The organism is Acinetobacter sp. YH12151 (genome assembly GCF_013418355.1).
Classification (GTDB): Bacteria; Pseudomonadota; Gammaproteobacteria; order Pseudomonadales; family Moraxellaceae; genus Acinetobacter; species Acinetobacter pseudolwoffii.
Genome location: NZ_VPCG01000010.1, coordinates 52,857 through 73,974, shown reverse-complemented (window position 1 = coordinate 73,974; position 21,118 = coordinate 52,857). Strand labels below are relative to the sequence as shown.

17 protein-coding genes, 1 pseudogene and 1 riboswitch are annotated in these 21,118 nt (G+C 46.1%); of the genes and pseudogenes, 4 read left to right on the top strand and 14 right to left on the bottom strand.

Going from position 1 to position 21,118, the window contains the following annotated elements:
- Window positions 1-130: 130 nt before the first annotated feature.
- The gene (acs, locus tag FTU82_RS05710) at window positions 131-2,077 is read right to left on the bottom strand and encodes an acetate--CoA ligase (protein WP_074383876.1); all 1,947 of its coding nucleotides are present in this window, start codon (window positions 2,075-2,077) and stop codon (window positions 131-133) included.
- 273 nt (window positions 2,078-2,350) lie between these two features.
- Between acs and FTU82_RS05705 the strand changes: the two genes are divergently transcribed.
- A complete protein-coding gene (locus tag FTU82_RS05705) occupies window positions 2,351-2,929 on the top strand; it encodes a DUF805 domain-containing protein (RefSeq protein ID WP_180096681.1) in 579 nt (192 codons plus the stop codon).
- A gap of 116 nt (window positions 2,930-3,045) precedes the next feature.
- The gene (locus tag FTU82_RS05700; protein WP_180096680.1) at window positions 3,046-4,026 is read left to right on the top strand and encodes a mechanosensitive ion channel family protein; all 981 of its coding nucleotides are present in this window, start codon (window positions 3,046-3,048) and stop codon (window positions 4,024-4,026) included.
- Here FTU82_RS05700 and FTU82_RS05695 read toward each other — a convergent pair.
- The 5 genes from FTU82_RS05695 to prfB all read right to left on the bottom strand — a co-directional run bounded on the left by FTU82_RS05695 (window position 4,000) and on the right by prfB (window position 8,993).
- Window positions 4,000-4,713: a 16S rRNA (uracil(1498)-N(3))-methyltransferase gene (locus FTU82_RS05695; RefSeq protein WP_074383873.1), complete on the bottom strand. Its 714-nt coding sequence runs from the start codon at window positions 4,711-4,713 to the stop codon at window positions 4,000-4,002. The two genes, FTU82_RS05700 and FTU82_RS05695, sit on opposite strands and share 27 nt — an antisense overlap.
- 251 nt (window positions 4,714-4,964) lie before the next feature.
- Window positions 4,965-6,245, bottom strand: a complete 1,281-nt coding sequence (locus tag FTU82_RS05690) for a 3-deoxy-D-manno-octulosonic acid transferase (RefSeq protein WP_100329505.1) — start codon at window positions 6,243-6,245, stop codon at window positions 4,965-4,967.
- Between the two features lie 79 nt (window positions 6,246-6,324).
- The gene (locus tag FTU82_RS05685) at window positions 6,325-7,410 is read right to left on the bottom strand and encodes an alkene reductase (protein WP_180101124.1); all 1,086 of its coding nucleotides are present in this window, start codon (window positions 7,408-7,410) and stop codon (window positions 6,325-6,327) included.
- Between the two features lie 20 nt (window positions 7,411-7,430).
- Entirely contained in the window at window positions 7,431-7,730 is a 300-nt protein-coding gene (locus FTU82_RS05680; RefSeq protein WP_005173210.1) for a helix-turn-helix transcriptional regulator, read from the bottom strand.
- Between the two features lie 167 nt (window positions 7,731-7,897).
- Window positions 7,898-8,993 (bottom strand): peptide chain release factor 2 gene (gene prfB, locus FTU82_RS05675; protein WP_100329506.1). Its coding sequence is split into 2 segments (ribosomal slippage): window positions 7,898-8,920 and window positions 8,922-8,993, totalling 1,095 coding nucleotides; the frame shifts between segments, so codons are not numbered across the junction.
- Window positions 8,994-9,496: 503 nt separating this feature from the next.
- Here prfB and FTU82_RS05670 point away from each other — a divergent pair.
- Together FTU82_RS05670 and FTU82_RS05665 are read left to right on the top strand one after the other, a co-directional pair.
- A complete protein-coding gene (locus FTU82_RS05670; RefSeq protein WP_180096678.1) occupies window positions 9,497-10,276 on the top strand; it encodes a putative porin in 780 nt (259 codons plus the stop codon).
- Window positions 10,277-10,453: 177 nt separating this feature from the next.
- A pseudogene (locus FTU82_RS05665) lies at window positions 10,454-11,190 on the top strand (putative porin).
- A gap of 51 nt (window positions 11,191-11,241) precedes the next feature.
- Here the strand turns inward: FTU82_RS05665 and recJ are convergent.
- From recJ to FTU82_RS05625, 8 genes are all read right to left on the bottom strand, one after another.
- The gene (gene recJ / locus FTU82_RS05660; protein WP_180096751.1) at window positions 11,242-12,942 is read right to left on the bottom strand and encodes a single-stranded-DNA-specific exonuclease RecJ; all 1,701 of its coding nucleotides are present in this window, start codon (window positions 12,940-12,942) and stop codon (window positions 11,242-11,244) included.
- Window positions 12,943-12,956: 14 nt separating this feature from the next.
- Entirely contained in the window at window positions 12,957-13,613 is a 657-nt protein-coding gene (gene pdxH / locus FTU82_RS05655; RefSeq protein WP_005173224.1) for a pyridoxamine 5'-phosphate oxidase, read from the bottom strand.
- Window positions 13,614-13,624: 11 nt separating this feature from the next.
- Window positions 13,625-14,956: a phosphoglucosamine mutase gene (gene glmM, locus FTU82_RS05650; protein WP_034608847.1), complete on the bottom strand. Its 1,332-nt coding sequence runs from the start codon at window positions 14,954-14,956 to the stop codon at window positions 13,625-13,627.
- A gap of 122 nt (window positions 14,957-15,078) precedes the next feature.
- On the bottom strand, window positions 15,079-16,545 hold the full coding sequence (guaB, locus tag FTU82_RS05645) for an IMP dehydrogenase (RefSeq protein ID WP_005095051.1): 1,467 nt from the start codon (window positions 16,543-16,545) through the stop codon (window positions 15,079-15,081).
- Window positions 16,546-16,781: 236 nt separating this feature from the next.
- Window positions 16,782-17,147 carry a YkgJ family cysteine cluster protein gene (locus tag FTU82_RS05640; RefSeq protein ID WP_074383866.1) on the bottom strand — a complete coding sequence of 122 codons (366 nt, stop codon included), beginning with the start codon at window positions 17,145-17,147 and terminating at the stop codon, window positions 16,782-16,784.
- A 96-nt stretch (window positions 17,148-17,243) separates the two neighbouring features.
- Window positions 17,244-18,041 (bottom strand): MBL fold metallo-hydrolase, encoded by a 798-nt coding sequence (locus FTU82_RS05635; RefSeq protein ID WP_005095047.1) that lies wholly within the window; start codon window positions 18,039-18,041, stop codon window positions 17,244-17,246.
- A gap of 184 nt (window positions 18,042-18,225) precedes the next feature.
- On the bottom strand, window positions 18,226-18,801 hold the full coding sequence (locus FTU82_RS05630) for a TMEM165/GDT1 family protein (protein ID WP_005173234.1): 576 nt from the start codon (window positions 18,799-18,801) through the stop codon (window positions 18,226-18,228).
- Window positions 18,802-18,874: 73 nt separating this feature from the next.
- A riboswitch (yybP-ykoY riboswitch) is annotated at window positions 18,875-19,017 on the bottom strand.
- Window positions 19,018-19,105: 88 nt separating this feature from the next.
- Window positions 19,106-21,118 carry a 2-oxo acid dehydrogenase subunit E2 gene (locus tag FTU82_RS05625; protein ID WP_180001014.1) on the bottom strand — a complete coding sequence of 671 codons (2,013 nt, stop codon included), beginning with the start codon at window positions 21,116-21,118 and terminating at the stop codon, window positions 19,106-19,108.

Sequence of the window (21,118 nt, the reverse complement as noted above, 5' to 3'; positions counted from 1 at the left end):
CTCATGTTCAGCATGTGGGCAGCTTAGCAGATCAAGACGTTGCGCTATATTCGAAAGCATGCAGAGCTTATTCCTGATCTAAAAATACCGGCTGCGTGCAGCCGGTATTTTGCTTGTGGACTTTAGCTATTTAACGAGGATTGGCTTGTACTTCTGCAATCAGATGATCCACCACTTGTGGTTCAGCCAATGTCGAGGTATCGCCCAGGCTATCCAGCTCATTGGCTGCAATCTTTCTCAAGATCCGGCGCATGATTTTCCCTGAACGGGTTTTGGGCAAAGCGGGTGCCCAGTACAGTGCATCAGGTGTCGCCACTGGCCCCAAAATCTTGCGCACCCAGCTCACCAGTTCAGCACGCAATTCATCTGAACTGGTCACGTCGGCCTGTAAGGTGACAAAGGCACAAATTCCCTGCCCTTTAATGTCATGCGGCATACCCACCACAGCAGCCTCAGCCACTGCTTCATGGGCCACCAACGCACTTTCAACTTCAGCTGTGCCTAAACGGTGTCCGGACACATTCAGCACATCATCGACCCGGCCAGTAATCCAGTAATAACCGTCTTTATCGCGACGCGCGCCATCTCCGGTAAAATAAGTACCCGGATAAGTCGAGAAATAGGCTTCGATAAAACGTTCCGGATCACCCCAGATGGTTCGCATCTGGCCCGGCCAGGAATCTTTAATCACCAGATTGCCTTCAGCTTCGCCTTCCAGCTCCTTACCATCCGCATCGACAATCGCAGGTTGTACCCCAAAGAAAGGCCGTGTTGCAGAACCCGGTTTCAAATCAGTCGCGCCTGGCAATGGCGTAATCATAAAACCGCCGGTTTCCGTCTGCCACCAGGTATCAATGACGGGACAGCGACTTTCACCGACCACGGTGTAATACCAGTTCCAGGCTTCAGGATTAATCGGCTCACCCACCGAACCTAGAATTCTCAGGCTGCTGCGGTCACTTTCCCGCACAAAGGCATCACCTTCACGCATCATGGCGCGGATGGCTGTCGGTGCGGTATAGAGAATGGTGACGTTATGCTTATCGACAATGTGTCCGGTACGCGCCCAGCTCGGATACTGCGGAACACCCTCGAACATAAGAGTCGTGGTGCCATTCGACAATGGGCCATACAGCACATAGGAATGTCCGGTAATCCAGCCGACATCTGCGGTACACCAAAAGATATCATCCTGTTTGATGTCAAACACTTCGCGGAAACTGCAATTCACATAAGTCAAATAACCGCCCGTGGTATGCATCACGCCCTTGGGCTTGCCGGTCGAACCTGAGGTATACAGGATAAATAGCGGATCTTCGGCATTCATCGGTTCCGGTGGGCAAATGTCATTCACCGACATGATTTCCATGTGATACCACAGGTCGCGCCCCTCTTGCATTTCAATCGGGTTGCCGGTGCGATGCACCACTATTACATTTTGAATGGAGTCTGTACCAGCCAGTTTCAGGGCTTCATCAACATTGGCTTTCAGCGGAATCGGTTTCCCGCCGCGCATACCGGAATCGGCCGTAATCACCATTTTGGCCTGACAGTCTTCAATCCGGCTGGCCAGAGAATCCGGTGAAAACCCACCAAATACCACGCAATGCACCGCCCCGATGCGCGCGCAGGCCAGCATGGCAATCGCGGCTTCAGAGACCATGGGCATGTACAGCATCACCCGGTCGCCTTTAGCAATGCCATTTTTTTTCAGCACATTGGCGAAACGGCAGGTTTCGTCATGCAACTCGGCAAAAGAAATAATCTTGTGCCGTGAAGGATGATCCCCTTCCCAGATAATGGCCGGCTTATAGGGATGTTCTTTCAGATGACGGTCCAGACAGTTGGCGCTGACATTGAGCTGACCATCAGCAAACCATTCAATTTTAAAATTGTCGGGATCGAAACTGGTATTTTTGACTTGGGTAAAAGGCTTGATCCAGTCCAGACGTTGTGCCTGTTCTGTCCAGAATGCTTCTGGCTGCTCGATGGAATGTTGATAACGTTCGAAATACTGGTCTTCAAGCGTGCGTGCTGTTTTTTTAAAATCTTCGGGTACTGGATAGATCTCTTGCATATGTCACTTCCTTGATTTTGTTCTATCTCATCACGAGAGGTTAATGCTGTGTTGTTGATTGTTTTTTATGCATAATAGCAGTATGGCCTGCTTATTTCGAATCCGGCAATCATGCTTTCGTCGTAGATTATTTATTCAAATTCAAACAAAATAAAGCATAACTTACAGTACAGAATATTCTGCATAACTGTGTATGATCTGTAGCAATGCCCTTTAAAAAATAGAATTTAGCTCTCGCTCTTATTTCATTTTGTTCAGTTCAGGATCATATTTATGAAATCGCCAGAATCTCCCTATTTCACCCCTCCCGCTTTAGTGGCAACGGATCATCCCTTGTCGATAAAAGGCCGTTTCGGGCGTCTGAGTTTTATTGCGTGGTCAGCATTTCTACATTTCATCTTCCTGTTTAGCAGTATTGCGCTGGGCTTAAGTATTGATATTGTGAATATTGCAGTCCATTCAATGGATTCTAACTGGCTGCTTTCACTACAAGGCTTGGCCGGTATCGGCGTGCTGATCATGATTCTGGTCTATGCCTATTTCGCTTTAGTGGTGACCGTTCGCCGTTTGCATGACATGAACCGCAGTGGCTGGTGGGCACTATTATTTTTACTGCCGCTAGTAAACATTTTTGTATGGCTTTATATCGTTTTTGGTTCGGGCGATCGAGGCAGTAATCAGTATGGTCCGGCACGGATGACCTTGCTCTGGGAAAAGATGCTGGCCTGGTTGATGATTATCCTGACCCTGCTTAGCCTGTTGGGATCTATCGCTTTATTCAGTTATATGAGCGGTGAAGAACAGTCACCTACCCCCACGGAAATGATGCAAAAAACCACCAAATACTTTTAATAACAGCGCCGTTATTTTTAGAAAATATCCACTGGTGACTTCGAGCCCTTATTAATTTTTTGCTGAACATCAGGCAAAATAGGCAGAATAGGCAAAATTTGAATTGTGGAATTTTTGTGGCAGAGCAAAACAATACCTTAAGCCAGGTAACAGAGGGCACCACGGAGTTGTTACATCAGGCAACTGAGAAAACGACCCAGACCGTGATTGAACATACCGCCAAGTATAATGATGCCTACAGCACCATTGACAAGATCATGGAAGGCTTCTGGGAGCGTGTGCCTTATTTCTGTATCGCGCTAATCGTGATTACGATTTTCTGGTTACTCTCCAAAGTCTTCAAGTTTTTCGTACGTAAAACTTTGGAAAACCGCTCTTATACCCGCCAGAATCTGGTATTGGTCCTCAACCGTGTCGGTAGTACCTTTATTATTTTCTTTGGTGTTTTGATTGGTCTGGTCATTGCCGTGCCTGGCTTTACCCCGGGTCAGCTGATGAGTGCCCTCGGAATTGGTTCGGTCGCGATCGGTTTTGCCTTCAAGGATATTTTCCAGAACCTGCTTTCTGGTGTGCTGATTTTACTCGGTGAACCATTCAAGATTGGCGATGATATTATCGTCAATGGCATGGAAGGCACAGTCGAAGATATCCAGATTCGTGCGACTTTTTTGCGTTCACCGGATGGCCGCCGTATCGTGATTCCCAATGCCACGGTCTATACCAGTGCCGTGACGGTAAACACGGCCTATACCCGCCGTCGCTGTGAGTTTGTAGTGGGCATTGGTTATGAAGATGATATCCAGAAGGCCAAAGACCTGATTACCGCCATTTTAGATAAAGACCCGACCATCCTCAGTCAGCCGGGCTTTAGTGTCAATGTCACGGCGCTGGCTGATTTTTCCATTACCTTAAAAGCGCTCTGGTGGGTCGATACCACTGAGACAGGCACAGGAACCTCAATCAGTGCGGTGCAGGAACGCGTGATTCAGGCATTTGCCGAACATCATATTTCAATTCCTTATCCGGTACAGGAAGTCAAAGTCTATCGCGGCGAAGGCAATGAAGATGCCTCAGCTCGTGCTAAACAGGCGACCTAGAACATAGGGAATCACGGTTTCAGTGCGGAGAATACGGTTGCCCAGACTCACAGCCTGGCAGCCGTTTTTAACCAGTAAATCTACTTCATACGGAATGAATCCACCTTCCGGGCCGATGATCATCGTACAAGGATGCGGAATCGCAAAAGGCATGGATTGTTCGGCATAAGGATGTGCCACATAAGCGGGTCGGTCAGCCGTAATCAAGTCCGGTAAAATATCTTCAACAAAAGGTTTAAAACGTTTATACAGCTCGATTTTCGGAGCTATTGTATCTCCTGCCTGTTCCAGTCCCAGCTCGATATAATGATTTAACTGCTGTAAAAATGGGGTTTGCCAGTAGCTTTTATCGACGCGATAACTATGCAGTAAAATGATTTTTTCCACGCCCAAGGTGACACTGTCCATGATCAAACGGCGCAGCACTTTCGGCCGTGGCAAGGCCACAATCAGGGTCACCGGTAATTTTTTTGGAACAGCATCCTCTTGAAGCGGTTTTAGTCGCACTGCTTTTTCAGAAATCTCGACAATCTCGGTGAGATAACGCTGACCTTCCAGCACCCCTACTTTTAAGGTATCTCCAACTTGAATCTGCACATGCTGCTGTAAATGTTCCAGTTGACGTTTCGATGAAATCGTCCAGAGATCCGATTGTGTTTGTCGATGGTCAAGCAGGACAATATTCATAGAAGATTTTATACCGAAGAACTGTTGAATGACCTCTATCCGCTAGAGGGTGGCGACATGGATGTCGTGCGTATCCCTGAGGGTGAAGCACATTCCTTCAGGGATACAAAATATTTTTGCTACTTTTCATCTTTGAAAAGTAGGCTAGATAAGCCAGCTTAGAAATATTGAAAAAACTTCAATCCACACAGCCTAACGACGGCATCCCTGCCGTCTTGGTAAATCCAATATCTGTTACTTATCAATATAAATTAAAGATACCGATCAATCACCTGAATATGCTTGGCAAGCGATCCCGTATTTAACTGCATAATTCTCTGCGCTGCTGTATTTAAACGTTGTGCCTTGATTTGATCTTGCAAAAGTTCCAGCAATACCTCTGCCGCCTGCTGCGCATCCTGCACAACTTCTACTGCATCTGCTTGAACGAATTCATCGACAATGGTCTGAAAATTAAAATAGTTTTTGCCTAAAACAGTCGGTACATTCAAGGCAATCGGCTCCAGAATATTATGCCCACCACCCGGCTCATTCAGCGAGCCACCGACATAACAGGCTTGACTCAAAGCATACCAGAGCCACATTTCCCCCATCGAGTCCGCCAGATAAACCTGGGTATCTGCTTCAATGTTCTGGGCCAAACTACGGCGCTGAGTTATTAAATTTAAACTCTGTGCAGCCTGAAACACCTCATCAAAACGTTCCGGATGACGGGGTACGACGATACATAAAAGTTTTGGGTTGCTATCTAAAGCCGATTTTAAAGCGCTTAGAATTTCTTTTTCTTCAGGCGCATGGGTACTGGCCAGTATCATAATTTTGCGACCTGCCAGTTGCCATGCTTGCTTCAAGTTTGCAGCATGTTCTACAAAACTTTGTGGTGCAGTAATATCAAATTTGATATTGCCCAAAACCTGGGTTTTTTCGGCGGTGATTCCCAACTCGATATAACGCTGCTGGGTGGCAGTATCCTGTGCCAAAAGCTGACTTAACTGCTGTAGCATGCTCCGGGTCAGACCTTTAACCCTGGCATAGCCCTTGGCTGACTTTTCCGAAAGACGCGCATTCAATAATATACTGGGCACATCAAACTCTGGTGCCTGATCCAGCAGATTCGGCCAAAGCTCGGTTTCCATCAGCAATAACAGTTTTGGCTGATACTGCTGATAAAAATCACCAATCAGTACTTTCTGATCAGCAGGTAAATAGACCGCTTGAAATAAATCCAGATAAGGTGCTTTTAAAAAAAGTGATTTGGCCCGTGCCTGACCGGTTTTGGTGGTATTGGTGACCAGCACCGGATGACCCGATTTTAAATAATGTTCGATGAGAGGCTGGGCAGCATTGGTCTCACCGACCGAGACCACATGAAACCAGATGGCATGCAGATTTTTGGGCGGCTGAAATGGGCCGAAACGTTCTGTCAGTTCTTGTTGTAATTGTTCAGGATCGGTCGCACGTTTACGAATACGCGATTGATATAAGGGTTTAATCAGAGCTAACGCTGCGTTATACCAAAATGGAGTAGCCAAATGCGCCTCGAAACAGATTCAATCGACAAAATATAACAGAGCCACATCGACATGTTAATCGATGTGGCTCATTTTTAGATTATTCTACAGTAGTTAAAGCGTCTGTTTCAGCCAATGTCGGATAATCAATATAGCCTTCTGCGACATTGGTTCCGATCATATTTTCCAGCTTTAGTTCATTTAGCGGTGCATCTTCGAGTAGGCGCTCGTATAAATCCGGATTGGCAATATAAGCCTTACCAAAAGCTACCGCATCTGCTTTGCCTGAAGCCAGCAATTCAATCGCATCGTCACGACTTAAACGCATATTGGCCATATACGGCACGCCGTTTGAGCGCTGTTTCATATACTCCGAGATACTGTCTTCCGCCAGATATTCACGGGTAAAGAAGAACGCGATCTGGCGCTTGCCCAACTGTTCCATGACATAACCGAAGGTTTCACGTGGATCATTGTCGCCCATATCGTGTTCATCGCCACGCGGTGCCAAATGAATTCCGACACGGTCTGCACCCCAGACATCAATCAGTGCATCCATGACTTCCAGCAGGAAACGGGCACGGTTTTCGACTGCCCCCCCGTATTCATCTTCACGCTGGTTGGTCTTGGTTTGCAGGAACTGGTCAATCAGATAACCATTGGCTGCATGTAATTCAACCCCATCAAAACCGGCAGCTTTGGCGCAAATTGCCGCCTGTTTATATTGTTCGGTAATGGTATGAATTTCTGAAATTTCCAGCGCACGCGGCAACACATAAGGACGTTTTGGACGCAATAAACTGACATGACCGGCCTGTTGTACACTGCTCGCCGATACTGGCGTTTCACCATTTAACAGTTCTGGATCAGACACACGACCCACATGCCACAGCTGCGCCACAATCAGGCCACCTTGGTCATGTACCGCTTGAGTCACCTGCTGCCAGCCTGCTACCTGCGCATCAGTAAAGAGACCAGGAGTATTACGGTAACCATTGGCTTCTTCAGAAATCACCGTGGCTTCAGAAATGATTAAACCGGCACTTGCACGTTGTGCATAATATTCGGCCATCATTGGCGTTGGTACGCGGTCGTCAGTTGCACGACTACGCGTAAGCGGCGCCATGATGACACGGTTTTTAAGTTCTAACGCGCCAAGCGTTAAAGGAGAATTTAATTCAGCCATCAGTACTCCCACCTGTTGGATTAAAGGTGTTGTTGCATATAGTCGATATATTGCTGAATCAAAGCTTCATTACGCGAGAAATAAGACCATTGTCCGTGCTTGGTCGCGGTGATTAAACCGGCCTGCTGCAAGACAGACAAATGATTGGACATGGTGGACTGAGAGACTTGTCCTAACTTTTCAATCTGCCCTGCACAGACCCCGCGTTGAAAGCCGCCACACTCTTCCACAGATAGATATTGTTCTGGCGATTTCAACCATTCCAGAATCTGCCGACGTATCGGATTGGCTAAGGCTTTAAAAATTAGATCAAGATCCATAGGTACATCACAATCTGTGGCGTAACAAAACTTGTTTCAGCATCTAAACCGATTATATCGCATTTTATCGATTTATATATCGATAAATTTAGATATAAGAGTCACAGTCTGTACTAACTTGGTTACGCCAGCTATTTAAACGATTTCTTACAAGCTTAAACGATTTCTTACAAGCCCTGTTTCAAGCTTGCTTCGATAAATTTATCCAGATCGCCATCCAGAACCGCGCCGGTATTGGAACTTTCGACACTGGTACGTAAGTCTTTAATACGTGAATCATCCAGAACGTATGAACGAATCTGGCTTCCCCAGCCGATATCAGACTTGGTATCTTCCAGCGCTTTTGCAGCATCATTACGAATTTGCATTTCACGTTCATAAAGTTTGGCGCGTAACTGCTTCCAGGCATGGTCGCGGTTGGCATGCTGTGAACGCTGGTTCTGACAGGCCACTACAATCCCGGTCGGTGCATGCGTTAAACGAACCGCAGAATCCGTTTTGTTAATATGCTGACCACCGGCACCCGATGCACGATAGGTATCGGTACGCACATCTGCCGGATTAATTTCGATCTCAATATTGTCATCGACTTCAGGCGAAACAAACACAGCCGAGAATGAGGTATGACGACGGTTGCCCGAGTCAAATGGCGATTTACGCACTAAACGATGTACGCCTGACTCGGTACGTAACCAGCCATAGGCATATTCACCGTCTACACGAATCGTCGCTGATTTAAGCCCTGCAACATCACCGTCCGATTCTTCCATGATTTCTGCTTTAAAGCCATGACGTTCAATCCAGCGCAGGTACATCCGCATGAGCATGGATGCCCAGTCCTGCGCTTCAGTACCACCCGAACCGGCCTGAATTTCTAAATAACAAGGATTAGGATCCATCGGATTGTTGAACATACGACGGAATTCAAGTTTAGCCAGTTCTTCTTCAGCTGTAGTCAGTTCAGCCTGTACATCTTCCAGTAAGCCTTCATCATCCGCTTCCACTGCCAGATCAAGCAAGGCCTGCGCATCTTCAAGCTGTGTGGTCAAACCATCCAGCACATTTAATACGTTCTCAAGTTCGCCTTTTTCTTTGGCCATGGCCTGGGCACGACTCTGGTCATTCCAGATGGTGGGATCTTCTAATTCACGCAGGACTTCCTCTAAACGCTCTTTTTTCAGATCGTAGTCAAAGATACCCCCGTAGTGTTTGACCACGTTCGTTTAAGTCTTTTAATTGGTTTAGATACGGATTAATTTCCACGTGAATTACTCTCAATCAAAATTAGGCACAAATTATTTAGCCCCATATTATAGCACAGTCTATTTCTGCTATTTCAGTGTGGTGGATCCAGTCCAAAGCTCGAATGTCATCCCAATTTAGAGTTATGTTTTCGTCAGGAAATTTTTGACAATTGAATCGGTTATTAAATGTCGTTTTGATCTGAAGCTTGATCGGATTTCGCATCTCGCATTCATTATCAAAATATAGTTTTCATTTAATTTTATCGTCTAAAAATATCTACCAAATTGAATAAAAAATCAGCAAATTCAATACATTCCACAATATCTACACAGTTTTAATAAAACACTACATTATAAATTTAATTTTATTATTCAGTTACTTATTTAGAAAAGATTACATAAGATTACGCTATTCACATTGCTGTAACTTTCCTTTGATTGACGATCTTTGAAATTGCTCTAGACTGAAAGTTGTAACAAAAAGTGTAATGTTTTTAACTAAAGATTTGAGGGGTAGTAACCATGAAAAAATTAGCGATTGCTTCGGCACTACTTTCAGCAATAGCAATGACAGGTACAGCAGCACATGCTTACCAGGCAGAAATTGGTGCATCAGCAGGCGTATTTGATCCTGATAACGGTGGAACCAGTGGCTCTTTCGGTGTTGATGGTACATATTACTTCAATCCAGTTCAAACACGTAATGCACCATTAGCAGAGGCAGCTTTCCTTGATCGTGCCAGTAACGTAAATGCTCATTATCAATATAATGAAATTGGCGATAATGAAGCGCATCAATATGGCGTAGGTGCAGAGTACTTCGTTCCAAATTCTGACTTCTACTTAAGCGGTAATGTGAATGGTCATGATCTGCAAGACAACAATAATGTTGATAATGACTTAACGACTTACGGTGTAGAAGTTGGTTATTTACCAGCGCCAGGTCTATTGATTGCGGCGGGTGTAAAAGGTTGGGATAACGACAATGATGATGGTGTAGATCCAACACTTCGCGCCAAATACGTGACTACACTTAGTAATGGTAAAGATATCAACCTGGAAGCAGGTGCAGCTTTTGGTGATCTAGATGAATACAATCTGGCAGCAGATTATTTCATTGACAAAACCTTCAGTGTTGGTGTCGACTACCAAGACAATGATCTGAGAAATCAAAATGAATTCGGTGTAAGCGCTCGTAAATTCATTAATCAGCAAGTCAGCCTCGAAGGTCGAGTAGGCTTTGGTGAAGCAGGTAACAATGACTACAATAAATTTGGTGTAGCAGCGAAATACCGCTTCTAATCTAAAACCACAAATTAATTATTCATAAAAAAACCCATCCTCGGATGGGTTTTTTATTGCACTCTTAACAAGCATTTAGGTATTTTTTTGCACATTGACGGGGCGAATATAAGCTGTACAATTTGTTACAACTGTTCATCAAACAGTCATATTTTTATAACAAAGAGAGAAATCTAAATGCTTAAGAAACTTGCTCTTGCTACAGCGCTTCTTGCTGGCCTGGGAACTGCACACGCTTACCAAACTGAAGTTGGGGCTTCTATTGATCTTATTGATCGTGACCAAGGTGGTTCAGATGTAGGTTTTGCTATCGATGGGACTTACTACTTCAACTCGGTCCAAGTCAAAAATTCGCCTTTGAATGAAGCTGCATTTTTAAACCGTGCCAGCAATGTGAATGGTGTATTAAGCTATCAAGATGATTCAGACACGTTTGGCATTGGTGCTGGTATTGAATATTTTGTCCAAATTCAGACTTTTATTTAAGTGGTAATATTACTCATTTTGATAATGACGCTGGTGACATAACTGGTTACGCTGCTGAAGCGGGTTATTTACCTGTTCCTGGCTTATTAGTAGCACTTGGTCTTGTAGGTATTTCTGAAGACAATGCAGACGATGAAATTGATCCAACTTTACGTGCTAAATATGTAACACAAGTCGGTCAATACGATATGAACTTCGAAGGTGGTGCAAGTTTTGGTGATATCGATGCTTATAACCTAGGTGCGGATTTATATCTCGATAAAACTTTCAGTGTTGGCTTAGGATTCTCTGACTCAGATCTAGAAGGTAATGATGTCTTTACCATTCGTGCCAAGAAATTCTTTAACCAACAAGTTAGCTTAGAAGGTTCGATTAATTTTGCTGATAATGCTGATACCTTTGGCGTACGTGGTGCATACCGCTTCTAATCTCTCCGATTAAAAGCAAAAAAACCGCTCACTTGAGCGGTTTTTTATGGCCTATTGTTCTAAATGGATAATCCGCATTTGCAGGCTGACATTGCCATTAAAGACATTTTTATCCAGCTCATACACCAAGCGTGTATCTTTCATCGGATCAAATTCATATTTATCGGCTGCATTGAAGGCGATCGCATCAATCACCTGCCCATTTTCCAAAGCCACGCGTAATTTAAGATGTACATCTTTGAGCCAACGATAGTCCATAATCTTGAAGATCCCTTCAAAAATAGGTGGAGGGAATTTTTGCCCCCACGGACTTAAATGTTGCAGGATATCGACTGTTTCGATCTGGAAAGCCGAAGCGGATAGCTCCCCATCCGTCCATAAAGTCGCAGTGAATAAATCCGCGTCCATCGTAGCAATCAGTGCTTCAAAGACCTGCTTAAATTCAGCAAAATTTTCTTTTTTCAGGGTTAAACCCGCTGCCGCTGCATGCCCGCCAAAATGACTGACTAAATGTGGATATTGCTCCGCCACCTGTTCAATCGCATCACGGATATGAATCCCGTCAATCGAACGCGCTGAACCCTTGATATGTATGCCATCTTCATCTGCGGCAAAGACAATACTCGGACGATGAAATTGCTCTTTTAAACGCCCCGCCACAATACCAATGACACCTTGATGCCAATGCTGTTCAAACATGATTAATGCAGCCGGCAATTCAGTTTCGTCCAGCTGGATTTTCTCAAGTTCGTTTAAAGCGTCCTGCTTGATTTTAGCTTCGACCTGACGGCGTTCAACATTCAGTTGATTCAACTGTTCGGCCAGTGGATAGGCGTTTGCCAGATCCGGCGCCAATAGACACTCGATCCCGATGTCCATGGTTTCCATCCGTCCGGCTGCATTAATTCGCGGCCCTAAGACAAAACCGAGATCTTGCGCTTTTAGACCTGCCGGATCACGTTTTGCAATATCCAGTAGCGCACTGATCCCCGCGCGGCACTGCCCTTGCTGAATCCGTTTCAAGCCCGCATCGACCAGAATCCGGTTGTTATAGTCCAGACTGGCGACATCGGCATAAGTACCGAGTGCCACCAGATCAAGATAATGAATAATTTGAGTGGTCGATTTTCCAAGTTTTTTGCGATGGGTCGACAGATTGGCCAGCACATAAAACGCCACCCCGACCCCGGCCAAGGCTTTGCTGGGGAAATCACAACCCAGCTGATTCGGATTGACCACCGCTTCGGCTTCAGGTGTCGGCTTGGTGGTCAGGTGATGATCGGTAATAATCACCTGCATACCATGATCTTGCGCCTGTTTCACTCCTGCATGGCTGGAAATACCATTGTCCACGGTAATCAGCAGATCAGGTGTGAAATTGACGAAAGCCAGATCGGCAATGGCAGCAGTCAGACCATAGCCATATTTAAAACGGTCTGGTACCAGATACTCGACATTCGCCCCCATATCACGTAGAGCCAGCACCATGAGTGCAGTACTGGTTGCACCATCGGCATCGTAATCGCCGACAATCACGATTTTCTGGCCACGATCAATTGCCTGATCGATCAACTGAATCGCATCCGTCAGGCCTTTCATGGTCGGTGCCAGCAGATGCTTGAGTTTAAGCTCAAGTTCCTGCTCGGACTCCACCCCGCGACGGGCCAGAATTTCAGCCACAAACGCTGGAACACCCTGAAAATTTTCAGGACGGGTCAGAAAGGGGCGCTGTTTGATGTCAAGTTTTGGCATGATTTTTGGCATAATCAAGGCATCAAGCGTTGCAATTGCCATGCACCGTCAATTTTCTCATAGCTTAAACGATCATGCAGACGGTTCGGACGGCCCTGCCAGAATTCATAATAATCGGGTTCGAGACGATAACCGCCCCAAAACTCCGGTTTATCCAGCTGTTGCTGATTCGCCACCTGATTATGCAAATCCCAGAAACGCTGTTGCAGCTCTTCACGGCTGGCAATTACCCCACTTTGCGGGGTGCTGATATGCGCAGCAATCTGGCTGTCACGTGGGCGTTTATGATAGTAATCAGTCGACTCCTGTTCAGAAATCTTGATGACTTTACCACTCACCCGAATCTGACGTTCCTGATCCTGCCAATAGAACAATAATTCAGCATACGGATTTTCGGCCAGATCCAAACCTTTTTGGCTGTCATAATTGGTATAGAAGTCATAGCCGGCTTCAGTCGCCCCGCGCAGTAATACGGTACGCACATGCGGACGACCTTGAGCATCCGCCGTTGCCAATGACATGGCATAGGGTTCATGCAGCTTCGCTTCTAGTGCATGGTTAAACCATTGCAAGAACTGCATATGCGGATTCGGGTTGACCTGCTGTTCTTGCAGCTCGCCTTTCTGATAATTCAGGCGTAGCTCACTCAGATCTTTGATCAGATCACTCATTCTTTCTTCCTCTAAGCGGCATTGGCACGTACAGCATCAGCTAATGAATTTGCCAGTGCAGTCACTTCACTTAAATCTTCGCCTTCCACCATGACACGAATCACCGGTTCAGTGCCTGATTTACGAATCAACAAGCGGCCACGCCCTTTAAGCTGCTGTTCGGCTTTTTCAAATTCAGCGGCCAAGGCCGGTACTGAATAAGGATCAAACATGGCATCTAAACGCACATTGACCAGGACATTTGGCAACAGTTGAAAATCAGCCACCAGCTCATGCAGGGCTTTCTTCTGTTCAACCATGACTGTCAGCACTTGCAAGGCGGCAATAATCGCATCACCGGTGGTGCTCTTGTCCAAGGTCAGAATATGCCCAGAAGGCTCGCCACCAATCGTCCAGCCGTTTTCTTCCAGACCTTGCAACACATAACGGTCGCCGACTTTGGCACGTAATAATGGCACTTGAGCTTTTTCCAGTGCCAGTTCCAGTGCCATATTGCTCATTAAGGTACCGACGATACCTGCCGGCTTTTTCGAGCTTTGCGTGGCAAGAATATACAGAATATGGTCGCCATCAATCAGCTTTCCAGACTTATCCACCAGAACTACACGGTCGGCATCGCCATCAAAAGCAACACCTAAGTCGGCCTGATGCTGGATCACGGCTTGTTGCAAGCTTTCAGGATGAGTCGAACCACAGTCTTTATTTATATTTAACCCGGTCGGTTCATTATGAATGGCAATCACACGTGCGCCCAGCTCACGGAACACAGCAGGCCCGACGTTATAGGCGGCACCATTGGCACAATCCACCACAATGGTGAGTTCATTCAAGTCCAGATGATAGGGGAAAGTCGATTTACAGAATTCAATATAGCGACCATTGGCATCTTTGACCCGGATACTTTTACCCAGGCTCGCGGTATCTTCAATGATGAAATCTTGTTCGAGTTCCTGATTGATTTCTTCTTGCAAGGCATCCGGTAATTTCTTGCCTTCCGCCGAGAAAAACTTAATACCGTTATCGAAATACGGATTATGCGAAGCAGAAATTACAATTCCCAGGCTGGCATGCAAGGCGCGGGTCAAATGGGCAATCGCCGGTGTTGGCAGTGGGCCTAAAAGATGAACATAGACGCCAGCCGCATTTAAACCTGCCTGCAAGGCGGCTTCCAGGATATAGCCAGACAAACGGGTATCTTTACCCAAAACCACCAAGGGCTTGGCTTTTTTACTATGACGCTTTAAAACCTTACCGGCTGCAAACCCCAATTTCAGGGCAAACTCAGGGGTAATCGGCAATTCGCCAAACTTTCCACGAATACCATCCGTACCAAAATAACTCATCTTTATCTCACTTCTTAGCGGATGATTGATCTCACCCATTTTTTCCCTGTGCCACACTTTACACCAAAATAAAAAAGCCGTCATTTGCATGACGGCTTTTAAAAATTTTAAATCACAGGAGATTAACCCACGCGATAGTTGGGTGCTTCTTTGGTAATGGTCACATCATGCACATGTGATTCCGACATACCGGCAGAAGTGATTTTCACAAACTTGGCATTTTGACGCAGGTCTTCAATCACGGCAGAACCGGTATAACCCATCGAAGAACGTAGGCCGCCCATCATCTGATGCACGATATTGCCCATTGGACCTTTGTACGGTACGCGACCTTCAATGCCTTCAGGAACCAGTTTCTCGGCACCGGCTTTAGAGTCCTGGAAGTAACGGTCAGCCGAACCGGTTGCACCCGCCATGGCACCCAACGAACCCATACCGCGGTAGGCTTTGTAGTAACGGCCTTGGAAGAATTCAACTTCACCCGGTGCTTCTTCAGTACCGGCCATCAATGAACCAACCATAATGGTACTTGCACCCGCACCAATCGCTTTGGCCATATCGCCAGAGAAACGGATACCACCATCCGCGATCAACGGAATCTGATCTTTCAGCGCATTAGCAACAGAATCGATTGCAGAAATTTGCGGCATACCAATACCGGCCACAATACGTGTGGTACAGATTGAACCCGGACCAATCCCGACTTTAACCGCATCCGCACCTGCATCAAGCAAAGCCAATGCAGCATCGCCAGTTGCGATGTTACCGCCAATCACCTGAACTTGTGGATAGTTGGCTTTAACCCAACGTACCCGTTCGATCACACCCGCAGAATGACCATGTGCTGTATCGACAACAATCGCATCGACACCGGCTTCAACCAGCGCTTCAACACGGCTTGGGGTTTCTGCACCGGTACCGACTGCAGCACCGACACGTAGACGACCTAAATCATCTTTACAGCTGTTTGGATAAAGTTCAGCTTTACGGAAATCTGTCACCGTAATCAAGCCTTTCAGCTCTTGCTGATCATTCACCACCAATACTTTTTCAATACGGTGCTGCTGTAATAAGGCTTGGATATTTTCTTTCGATTCGCCTTCGCGAACTGTTACCAGACGATCCTGACCAGTCATGATGTTGCTGACTGGCTGCTCAAGATTGGTTTCAAAGCGTGTATCGCGACCTGTCACAATACCGACCACTTTGCCATCTTTCACCACTGGTACACCACTGATATTGTTGGCTTGAGTCAAAGCAATCAATTCACGTACTGTGGTTTCAGGAGTAACTGTAATCGGGTCTTTGACCATACCCGCTTCGAATTTTTTCACACGGCGCACTTCTGCAGCCTGAACAGCGATATCCATGTTCTTGTGCAAAATACCGATACCACCGTTTTGCGCCATTGCAATTGCCATACGGGACTCAGTCACCGTATCCATCGCTGCAGACACAAGAGGAATATTCAGGTTAATGCCACGGGTCAGGCGTGTCTTTAGAGAGACATCTTTTGGGAGAACAGTAGAATAGGCAGGGAGTAATAGGACATCATCGAAGGTTAACGCGTCTTGAACGATGGTCAACATAACAGTCTCACTGGTAATTTCCGTGCACTATTATAAACAAATATCGACTTAAATTTCATTGCAATTGCAAAATTATTTTTGCATTAAAATAGTTTTGAGGGCTGGATTTTTTCCAGTGAATCAATTTGAGAACTACGACATCAGAAAAGAACTGACCACAGTAGCCTGATGCTTGAACTCAATCCCGATACTTTGAAAAGCTAAAAAGCAGAGCCTAAACTCTGCTTTGGGTCGATTTAGCTGACGTATTCAAAACTGTCATCATTGTCAGCTTCATCATTTTCAATCTGAATAAAAGGCAACATATTATGTGCCAAACGGGCTTTATTGCATTGATCATCGGCGATCTGTACTTCTTTGCAGGATGAACTGCGCAGCTCATACATACCGCAACTGACCTGCTGGCCGATGGTGCCATCCAGTGCAATACAGCGTGGATTTTTTTGATTGGTTCCAGCCATACATGAATAAACTGCTGTTACAGGTTCCGTATAATGCTCAGGCATATGAATCCCTTCTGCCCAGTAAAACGAAACCCTGAAATAGGCGCAGCACGCCCCGCAGCTTAAACATGCATCTGGTGTTGGAACTTGAGATAACATTTCTTATAAGTTCTCATGATCAAAAAAAAGTTTTTTGGAGAAGAAATATAAAAAATGTTGTTTTTCTACACAAGAAAAATTTTATTTTTCTGTGAACTATTCAGGACAGGTAAAAACAGTTTCGTCCATCAGGTCGGTGCCACATTGCAGCGTTTCAATCCAGTCCAGAAACTGGGTGATCTGCTCTTTACCCATAAAAGGCGTGCCATGCTGCGGCACAATCATCTCGATATCCATGCCCCGCACCATGTTCACCCAAAGACGAATCACCTTGTTATTGCACATATAACGCTGATGAAAGCTTTTCATTTTTGGGATATGCGCAGCAAAGTTTTCCAATGGTTTGGCAGCATCATCGACCATCGATGCACCCATATCTCCCGAAAACAGGATCTTGGCAATCGGATCATAAAACTGGAAATTGCCGACTGAATGCAGAAAATGCGCTGGTACCGCCACAATATTGGCATTACCCAGAGGAATGATCTGACCATGATCCGGGAGCTCGACCAGCCGATCTAGCCAGTTGCCTTTCATCCGGTCACTCATAAAAGCCGAGTTTAAATGTGGCAAGAAACGCGCCCAGAGCTTGGAAGCCACCACTTTGGCATCGGTATATACCAGCCAGCGTGGCATCGAAGTAATGATGTCAGGATCCTGATGCGAAGCCATGACATAATCCAGATTGGTCAACCGGGTGTATTTATTCAGTTCCATGGTTAGCGGAACATAGGTGAGATCACCACCCGGATCGAGTACCGCCGCCCGCTCGTTATCAATGATTAAAAACTGGTTTGCCTGAACGCCTTCACCTTTGACCAGACTGGTAAAACTGATGCATTTATGTGTCCCGTCATCAAACAGGACCTGCGATGTGGTGCGTTCAAAAACCATGTATATATTCCCCGATTTAAATTTAAAAGTGCTGTTTTATACCCATATAACATATAAGTATTTAGTTGAACTTACAATCAATAAAACTGGCCATATCACACTACTTATCAAAGTTTTAAGCTTATTTTAGGCATAAAAAATCCTGAGTTTTTAGCTCAGGATTCATGCAATTATTACTGTATTTTTAAAATAAATAATATTGAAGCAGAGTGGCGACACCAATCACCAGGAAAATGGCCGCGCCAATTTTATGAATCAGGCTGATCGGCAGCCTGTTCGCCAGTTTATCTCCTAGAAATACCGCAGGTGCATTGGCCAGCATCATCCCCAAAGTGGTACCGAGCATCACCCAGAATATACTATCGAAACGTGCTGCCAGCGCGACTGTGGCAATCTGGGTTTTATCGCCAATTTCTGCCAGAAAGAACAAAATGAAGGTCGCAGCAAATACCCCGAATTTTTGCCATTTATTGATACTGGCATTTTCATCTCCGAGTTCATCCGGAATCAGCATCCAGGCCGCCATCGCAATAAAACCAATCGACACAATCCACAGCAACACTTCCGGCCCAATCACCGTGGTGATCCATTGTCCCAATACCGCAGAAAGGCCATGGTTAATCAGCGTCGCCAATAAAATAGCAACTAAAATAGGAACGGGTTTGCGAAAACGTGCGGCAAGCAGCAAAGCCAGCAGTTGGGTTTTGTCACCCATTTCAGCCAGTGCCACGATTGCGGTCGACAGTAAGAATTCATACATGAGGTCTTTCTCTGGCTAGCATCCAATACCAATGACTCACCGCTCCTGCTAGCCAAAATCTGCAGAGTGGTAAATCAAAGGTCTTGCCAACAAAAGAAAGCTTCGAGAAGCTCATTTGGTTCTTTGCTATGATGACCATGTCCGGTTCAGGACAAATATGTTGACCATCACCCTTCTGCTTTGCGCAAAAGGCGGCTACTCCCCAATGAAGTGCGCCAAGTATAGAATCAAATCCATTATTTTTCAATGTGGCAAAAATAAACCCCGCCGAAGCAAGGTTTATGATTGAAATGATCTGATCAGATTAGATCAATAAAGTACGAATATCTTTAAGCAGCTGGGTCAGCTTGTTGGTGAAACGCGCAGCATCTGCACCATTAATCACACGGTGATCGTATGACAAAGACAACGGTAGCATCAAGCGTGGATCAAAACCTTCACCATTCCAGACCGGTTGCATGGTGGCAGGTGAAATTCCCAGAATTGCCACTTGCGGCCAGTTCACCAGCGGCGTAAATGCAGTACCACCAATTGAGCCCAGGCTGGTAATGGTAAAGTTCGCCCCTTGCAGATCTTTTGGCGACAATTTCTTGTCACGCGCTTTTTGACCCAAGCTTCCCAGCTCAGTGGCAATCTGTTTAATCGACTTCTGATCGGGATGACGCAATACCGGAACCGTTAAACCATCTGGCGTTGCCACCGCGATCCCCATATGGATCTCGTTACGTAGCAGGACTGACTTGCCATCATCGGCCAAGTGACCAGCAAACTCGCGCTCTTCTTTTAACAAGTGCGCAACTGCTTTGATGATGAAGGCCATAATGGTCAGGCTCAGGCCTTCTTTCTTGAAGTTGCCTTTCAGCTCATTACGCCACGCTTCCAGTTCAGTAATATCGGCTGCATCAAACTGGGTCACTTGCGGAATGAAATTATTCAGCGACAACTGCGGAATAGACACTTGTTGCAAACGCGTTAAGGCTTTCTCTTCCACACCACCAAAAGCACTAAAGTCTGGCAATTTTGGTAGACCTGCGGCTTGAACAGCAGCGGCTACAGGAGCAGCCTGCGGCGCAGTCAGGCGCGCTTTGACATAAGCCTTCAGATCTTCTTTCATCACCCGGGCATTGGAACCTGAAGCCTGAACTTCTGACAATACTACGCCCAGTTCACGCGCCAGTTTACGTACAGCAGGGCCGGCATAGACTTTCGAGTTGGCGACATTCTGCTCTTTCGTCAGCTTGTCGGCATTGTCAGAGGTCGCCACCGCTGGAGTAGAAGATGCCGCAGGTGCTGCTTTGGTGGTCTCTACTGGTGCAACAGCTGCTTTCGGTGCTTCCGCTTTAGCCGCAACAGGTGCAGCCTCTGCTTGCGCTTCAGCTTGAATTGTCATCAGTGCAATGCCTTCAGAGACATTTTGTCCCAGCTCAACATGAATCGCCTTGATCACCCCAGCAGTTGTGCTTGGCACTTCAACCGTGGCTTTGTCTGATTCCACCACAATGATGCTCTGGTCTTTTTCAACCGTATCACCGACAGAAACCAGAATTTCAGCCACAGCTGCTTTGTCTACCCCGAGGTCAGGCACCATCACTTCAACCTCACCCGCAGGTGCTGCTGCAGCTTGAGCCACTGGCTCCGCTTTAGCATCTTGAACTGGCGCAGCTTCAGCTTTTGGCGCTTCTGCTGCAACAGTCGGGGTCGATCCTGAAGTTTTCACTTTTAGAATCACCACACCTTCTTTAATCGTGTCGCCTTCTTTAATGTCGATGGATTCCACCGTACCTGCAACCGTACTTGGCACTTCAACAGTCGCCTTGTCCGATTCCACCACCACGATGCTTTGATCCACCTCGATTTCATCACCGACAGAGACCAGAATTTCACCGACAGTGGCTTTCTCTACACCAATATCGGGGACTTGAACATCGACCACTTGTGAACTTGCTTGAGCCTCAGGCGCAGCAGAAACTTTTGGCTGATGTGATGCCAGTTCTTGCATGATTTCCTGATCAGGCAAAGACGTAGGTGTATTTTCTGAGGTTTTTTGTGAGGCATCTGCTTGCTGTGGCTCGACCACATCCGTACTGCCATCTTCAGCTTGCAGTTCAATCAGTACCGCGCCTTCAGTCACTTCATCACCCTGACTGACCAGAATGCTTTTCACCACCCCTGCTGAAGTGCTGGGCACTTCAACAGAGGCTTTATCGGATTCAAGCAACACGATGCTGTCATCAATCGCAATCGTATCACCGACTTTGACCAGAATTTCGGCCACGGTTGCCTGATCTACACCAATATCGGGAGTCGTAATTTGCAT